Raw genomic sequence first — 7,098 nt, 5'->3', positions numbered from 1 at the left:
CGTCGCCTGTGTTTTCGGCCTGCGGGCCGTCCCCGTGTTTTTAGTACATGGTGGGGGGGGGGGGGGGGGGGGGCGCCCCCCGCCGGTTCCGGGGCGGAACCGAGTTCGCGGTACGGAACCGAGGTATCCGGGCATTCCGTCGTTCGGTACGGCGCGGCGTTCCGGGTGAGGTATCTTCGATGCACCTGTAGCAGTCGACCGCTGGGGCGGTTTGGGAGCGGTATGTCGCGTGAGGCTGTACAGCGTGGCCTTCCGTGCACTACCGTGACGAAATCGATATTCCAGGGCTCGTTGCTCCAGGTGGTCGGCTGATCACCCCTAATTCTTCCGACTTGGGTCCGTCGGCAATGCCGCCGGCGTAATCGAGCGAGAGCAGGTGACCCGCTGCATGGCGTCCGGACACCCTTCACCGGCGCGCGTCCGCAGAACGGGGCGGTGACGCGATGACCGTGCGTTTGCTGACGAATATCGGCCGGCTGTGGACCGGCACCGATGTGTGCAGCAACGCGGCCATTCTCGTGCACGACGACCGGATCGTATGGGCCGGTCCCGCCTCGGACCTTCCGCAGAGCGTCCCCGGTGTCATCGACGACATCGTCGATGTCGACCACGTCGAGAACCTCGGTGGCGGCCTCGTCACGCCCGGTCTCATCGACGCGCACTCGCACCCGGTCTACGCCGGGAACCGCTGGGCCGAGCTGGCCATGCGCACGAGCGGGTCGACCAACAACGAGATCGTCGCCGCGGGCGGCGGCGTCGCCTCCACGGTCACCGTGACCCGCGGCACCGACCCCTGGACCCTGTGCAACAACGTCCGTGAGCGGCTCCGGCAGTGGATCTGCGCCGGTACGACCACGGTCGAGGCGAAGACCGGATACCACCTCACCCGCGACGGCGAGCTGGCCGACGTCCGGATGCTGCGCTCGCTCGAGGAAGAGCCCTCGATGCCGCGCATCCACGCGACGTTCCTCGCCGCCCACATGCTGCCGCCGGAGTACTTCGGCCGCCGCCGCGACTACATCGAGGCGGTTCGCCTGTGGGCCGGTGACGCGGCGGCCGCGGGCGCCGACAGCATCGACGTCTACTGCGACGAGGGCCACTTCACGCCGGACGAGGCCCGTGTCCTGCTCATGACCGGCCAGCGTGTCGGCCTGAAGGCGCGCCTGCACGCCTGCGCCAACGAGCGGGTCGGCGCCGCCCAGGTCGCGGCGGAGGTCGGCTGCGCCTCGGCCGACCTGCTCACCGAGGCCAACGACGACGACATCAAGGCGCTGCACCACGGCGGCGTCGCCGCGACGGTCTGCCCCGGCAGCGCCCTGCACAACGGCCGCACCCCGCCGGTCCGGGCCATGCTCGACCGCGGCGTCACGCTCGCGCTCGGCACCGACCACAACCCCGGCCAGTGCGGCATCACCTCGATGCCGCTGGTGATCGGGCTGTCGGTCGCGATGTTCGGCCTCAGCGTGAACGAGGCGCTGCGCGCGGCCACGCTCGGCGGCGCGGCAGCCCTCCGCGTGTCCGACCGCGGCGCGCTCGTCCCGGGCATGTACGCCGACATGGTCCTGTGGGACGCCGACCACGAGGGAGCGTTCGCCTGGGCGTTCGGCCTCCGCGCGCTCCGCGTCTGGCGCGGCGGCGTCCCCGTCCAGCCGTAAGACGGCGGCCCGGCGCGCCGTACGCATGGTGCGCCACCGTCCAACGACGCCTCGGCGCGCTGCCGGCCTGGCCCTGCGATCCCTCGACGCGACCGTAAGACCGTCCGCCTCGGCCTCGCACTGTCACGACCCGCGCCGCCGGACGGGCGGCCTCAGCGCGCGATGCGTCTGGTGCGCCGGTGAGGCCGGCGCGGTGGGCGGCCGGCGTCGTGCGCCGCGTGCTGGCGCGTACCGAAGGCTCGGTGACCGGGGTGACCGAAGCGGACGAATGCCGCAAGCCATCTCGCGCGTCCGGCCTTCACCGAGCATCCTGTCCGGCCGAGTCCGCGTACGATGCGGCTTCACCGTGCTGATCATTTGGAGTCGTCTGTCGTGTCCGAGCGTGTTGGTGAAACCGAGGAGGCGGCGACCGCGGTCTCCCCGAGTCGGCTGGCGGCGTTCAGCGATGGCGTGATCGCGATCGCGGCGACGCTGCTCATCCTCGAGGTGAAGGCCCCGGCCGCCGATGAAAAGGTATGGCCCGCGCTGCGCCACGAGTGGCCGGCCCTCGCGGCCTACGCCGTCAGCTTCCTGGTGATCGGCATCGCGTGGATCCACCATCACAACCTGTTCCACCAAGTACGACGCGTCGATCGCGGCCTGCTCCTCTTGAACCTCGGCATGCTGGCGACCCTGGCGTACCTGCCGCTGCCGACCGCCACGCTCGGCAACCACCTCACCGGCGGCGACGCCGTCCCGGCCGCCATCTTCTACTCGGCGTCGATCCTGGTGACGGCGGTCTGGTTCACCCTGCTGTGGAACCACCTCTGTGCCCGGCCGCACCTGTTGCATCCGGGAGGCCGGGAGGTGGCGCGTGAGGCGCGCCGCCGGTCGTTGGTGGGCCCGGTGAGCTATCTCTTGTCCGGACTGGTCGCGTTCGTCAGCCCGATCGGCTCTCTGGCGCTCAACGCCGCGATCATCATTTATTTCATCGTGGGCCGTCGGTCCCCGGCCGCCCGCGTACAACGCCCCGCATCGGCGTCGGCCACCGGCTCCGGGGAAACGGACGCTGAGGAAGAGGGCGAGGAAGCGTCGATCAAAGCCGGAGACGGCGAGCCGTCCACCACGCCTCGATGACCTTCAGCGCCGTTCGGACCTCCGGCGCCGTGTGATCTTCCGGTGCTGCGTGATCTTCTGAAGCCGCGCGGTCTTCGGTGCGCCCGGACCTCCGGCGCGTCGGCCGGATCCGCGGCGCGTCGGCCGGAGACGAAGCGCGTACGAAAGTCTCGGTGAAGCCCGTCGAAAGCCAGTCCCATATCGCCGCATAGCGGGACAACGGGCTGTCGCGCGAAGACCTTTTCCGAGAGTTGCGATCCGCCGCCGGAGCGGCCGTGACGGGGGGCGACGCGCGGAGGCCGGGTTGTGCGGCTGATATGACGTGTCGTCCTAAACTCCCGGTATGACAGCACCCGTCGCGGTCGTCACTGATTCCACCGCCTATCTGCCCGACGAACTGGTCGTGGCACACGGCGTCGTGGTGGTGCCTCTGCAGGTCGGGGTCGGCGGGCAGACCTTCGAGGAGGGCTCGGGGCGTACCGCCGCGGAGGCGGGTCAGGGTTTCCGGGATTGGCGTCCGGTCACGACGTCCCGGCCATCGCCGGAGAGCTTCGCCGTCGCGTACCGGCAGGCGGCCGAGTCGGGGGCCATCGGGGTGGCGTCCATCCATCTGTCCGCGGAGATGTCGGGAACCGTCGAGTCCGCCCGGCTCGCCGCCGAAGAGGCGTCCATCCCGGTCCGGGTGGTGGACAGCCGTTCCCTCGGCATGGCGCTCGGCTTCTCGGTGCTGGCCGCCGCCCGGGCCGCGGTCGGCGGCGGCGATCTCGACGCCGTGGCCGATGCGGCCGTCCGGCGCATCCGCGCGACCCGTTCCCTCTTCTACGTCGACACGCTGGAGCACCTGCGTCGGGGCGGGCGGATCGGAGCGGCGGCGACGTTGCTGGGATCGGCTCTGATGATCAAACCGTTGCTGCGCATCGTCGATGGCCGCATCGCGCCCCTGGAGAAGGTCCGCACGACCTCCCGCGCCCTCGCCAGGCTGGAGGAGCTGGCCGTCGAGTTGGCCGGCGACCGACCCGTGGACATCGCCGTCCAGCACTTGGCGGCTCCCGTACGGGCCGCCGCTCTGGCCGGCCACCTGCGGGAACGCGTCCCGGACCTGCATGACCTCTACGTCGGTGAGGTGGGGCCGGTCATCGGCGCGCATGTGGGCCCCGGGATGCTCGGCGTCGCGGTCTCCCGCCGGGAGCCGTGAGTTATCCACAATCCGCGCTGGACCCGTCGCCGGATGTGACCGATCCGTTAGCGTCGGCGACATGTCCAGCCTCGATCCCACCGCATTCGACCGGCTCCGCGACGTCTTCCGGCCACCGCGGTCGTTCGGGCCTGGCGACGACACGGGCGATGAGCCGCCGGGTGCGACGTTACGCTCAGCGCCCCGCGAGCCCGGTAGACAGGTGCGGCTCGATCCGGGCATCCCCGGTCTCCGGGTGCTGGTGGCGGTCGGCCTCCTCGCGGCGCTCGTCGCGGCCGCCTACCTCTGGTGGTCTCGCCCTGAGCCGCAGCCCGTGCCCGCGGCCGTCGTACGGCCCGCGGCGCGTCCGGCCGCTCCGCTGGGCGCCTCGTCGCCCGACCGCGGCGCGCCCACGGCACTGGCCACGCCCGCGGTGTCCTCGTCGCCGGTGCTGGTCGACGTCGCCGGGAAGGTGCGACGTCCTGGCGTGGTGAGCCTGCCGTCCGGCGCGCGGGTGATCGACGCGATCAAGGCGGCCGGGGGCGTCCGGCCCGGTGCCCGGACCGGCGCGCTCAACCTGGCGCGCCGGGTCGTGGACGGCGAGCAGATCCTCGTCGGAGTCGACGCGACGCCTGCGCCCGCCGTCCCGTCGGGTGCGCCCCCAGGCGCCGCGACGCCCTCCGGAACGCCGCTCGACCTGAACACCGCCGGCGTCGCCCAGCTCGATCAACTTCCGGGCGTCGGCCCAGTGCTGGCCCAGCGCATCGTCGACTACCGCACCCAGCACGGTGCCTTCCGGTCCGTCGAAGAGTTGCGGCAGGTATCCGGCATCGGAGCCGCCAAGTTCGGCGATCTCAAAGGCCTGGTGACCGTGTGAGCGCGATAGCGACCGGCCGCCGCCCGAGGGCTGCGCTTCGGGCGGCCTGTCCGAGGGACCCACGACCGTGAGCAACGACGACGAGCCGACAGGCGAGGCCGCTACGGCTGGCTCGACGGGCGAGGTCCCGGTGGACGGGCGACTGACGGGGGAGGTTTCCGCGGGTGGGCCGCGGGCCGGTGCGGGCTTCGCGGGTGGCTCGACGGGCGAGGTCTCGGCGGACGGGCGACCGAGTGAGGAGATCTCGGCGGGTGGGCCACCGGTCGGTGAGGGCTTCGCGGGTGGTCCGACGGCCGGGGCTGCTCCGGAGCGTCCGATGGGCGAGGTCGCCGAAGGTCGGCTGACTAAGGAGGTGTCTGCGGATGTGCTGTCGGGCGACGCCTCCGGGGATGGGCCGTTGGGCGGTGAGCCCGAACCTGACCTATCGACGGGCGGCGGCCACGACCTGCGGCTGGCGGCGCCGGCGGTGGGCGCCTGGTCGGCCGCGCTGGTGTTGCTCGGTCTTGGCGCGGCGGCGGCGTACGTGACCGCCGCCGTGTCGACCATCGGAGCCATCTTCCTGGGGGTCCGCACGGCGCGAGATCGGATGACCGACGATGCCCACCTCACCCCGGGCCCGGAGCGCCCGGCCGAAGCGTTCGGCGTTGGGAGACCGCCGATCCTGGCGGCCGGCACGGTCCGGGAGCGGGTGACCGACGACGCCGGCCTCACCGCGATTTCCGAGTGTCCGGCCGAAGGGCCTGGCGCTGGGGGACCCCGGATCTCGGCGGTGGGGCAGGTCCCGGCGGTCCGGTGGATGTCGGCGGCGCGGCGATTTCCGGGAGTCCGCTGGGTGCCGGTGGGGCGGTGGATGGCGGCGATGCGGCGGTTCTCGGAGCTGCGGCGGGCGCCGGCGGAGTCCCGGGCGCGGGTGGCGCGGCGGGTGCTGGCGGGAACGTTGGCGTGTGTCGCGGCCTCGGCCGTGGGCGTCGGGCTTCGGCTCACCGCGGTCGGGTCCGGGTCGGTACGCGCGCTCGCGGTCCGAGGTGCCACGGTGTGGCTCGGCGCTGTGGTCACCGGGGATCCGGCGGTGCTGAAGGCCGGGCAGACGCGTCGGCGTGACACCGTCCTGGTGCCGGCACGGGTGGAGGAGGTGGAGTTCGCGCTTGGCATGACACGGCGACGGCGGGTGCGCGTTCCCGTGCTCCTGCTCGCGGACGACCCGGCGTGGCGACCTCTGGTGCCGAGCCAGCGGGTTCGGCTCACGGCGCGGCTCGTCACACCGCGGCATGGGGAACTGCTCGCGGCGGTCGGCCTGGTCCGTGGGCCGCCCGCGCTCGTGGGCCGGCCGTCGCTCCCGCAACGATGGGCGAGCACCATCCGGTCCCGGCTGCGGACGGCGGCGTCCCGGCTGCCGGCGGACCAGCGCGGCGTCCTGCCCGGCCTGGTCGACGGCGACACCTCGCTGCTCGACCCGGAGCTCGCCGACGCGTTCGAGGCCGCGGGGCTGACGCACCTGATGGCGGTCAGTGGCGAGAACCTCTCCCTGCTGATCGGCGCGGTCCTGATGGCCGGCCGTTTCACGGGCCTCGGCCGCCGCGCGGTGCCCTTACTCGCCGGGCTCACGGTGTTCGGCTTCGTGCTCGTGGCGCGTCCGTCGCCGAGCGTCCTGCGCGCCGCCGTCATGGGCTCCGTCGCACTGCTCGCGGTCGTCACCGCTCGGGAGCGCCGGGGGGTTCCCGCCCTGTGCGCCGCCGTCCTCGTGCTGGTCCTCCTCGACCCGGAGCTCGCCCGTTCGTACGGCTTCGCGCTGTCGACGCTCGCGACCGCCGGCATCCTCGTGCTCGGTCCGCCCTGGCGACGGTGTCTGACGCGATGGCTGCCCCGGAGCGTGCCCGGGCGGCTGCTCCGCCGCATGGTCGGCGCGCTGGCCGAGCCGCTCGCGGTGTCGACCGCGGCCCACGTCGCGTGCGCTCCGGTCCTCGTCCTGCTCGACGGCGAGGTGAGCCTCGTGGCGGTGCCCGCGAACCTCCTCGCCGCCCCCGCGGTGGGACCGGCGACACTGCTCGGGGTACTGGCCGCAGCGGTCGCGCCGGGGTCACTGCCGCTCGCCCGGCTGATCGTCCTACCGGCCGGGCTGGCGGTCGGCTGGATCACCGGTGTCGCGCGACTGTGCGCCCGCGCGCCGTACGCCGCGATCGACTGGCTCGCCGCTGCGCGCGGGGTTTCGAGCGGGGTCTGTGGGCGTTACCGCAGTTGGTCGCGGCGGCGGGACGGCGCCGAGTCCGCCGCGAGTGTGATCTGCCACTCGATGGACG

Annotated in this window: 5 protein-coding genes; all 5 read left to right on the top strand. The window is 73.0% G+C overall.

What is annotated here, in order from left to right; genetic code table 11:
- Positions 1-443 precede the first annotated feature (443 nt).
- Positions 444-1,655, top strand: coding sequence for an imidazolonepropionase (hutI, locus tag AB0K82_RS21895; protein ID WP_345362160.1), 1,212 nt, complete (start codon positions 444-446; stop codon positions 1,653-1,655).
- Positions 1,656-2,027: 372 nt separating this feature from the next.
- Positions 2,028-2,771, top strand: a complete 744-nt coding sequence (locus tag AB0K82_RS21890) for a TMEM175 family protein (RefSeq protein WP_364399451.1) — start codon at positions 2,028-2,030, stop codon at positions 2,769-2,771.
- Between the two features lie 322 nt (positions 2,772-3,093).
- Positions 3,094-3,945: a DegV family protein gene (locus AB0K82_RS21885; protein ID WP_364399449.1), complete on the top strand. Its 852-nt coding sequence runs from the start codon at positions 3,094-3,096 to the stop codon at positions 3,943-3,945.
- Positions 3,946-4,006: 61 nt separating this feature from the next.
- Positions 4,007-4,801 (top strand): ComEA family DNA-binding protein, encoded by a 795-nt coding sequence (locus AB0K82_RS21880; protein WP_364399447.1) that lies wholly within the window; start codon positions 4,007-4,009, stop codon positions 4,799-4,801.
- A gap of 352 nt (positions 4,802-5,153) precedes the next feature.
- A partial coding sequence (locus AB0K82_RS21875) for a ComEC/Rec2 family competence protein (protein ID WP_364399446.1) occupies positions 5,154-7,098 on the top strand: 1,945 nt, incomplete at its 3' end.

Source organism: Actinoallomurus sp. NPDC052274 (assembly GCF_040679475.1).
Lineage (GTDB): Bacteria > Actinomycetota > Actinomycetes > Streptosporangiales > Streptosporangiaceae > Actinoallomurus > Actinoallomurus liliacearum.
The sequence above is the reverse complement of the archived record's forward strand: the minus strand, read 5'-3'. Positions and strand labels throughout refer to the sequence as shown.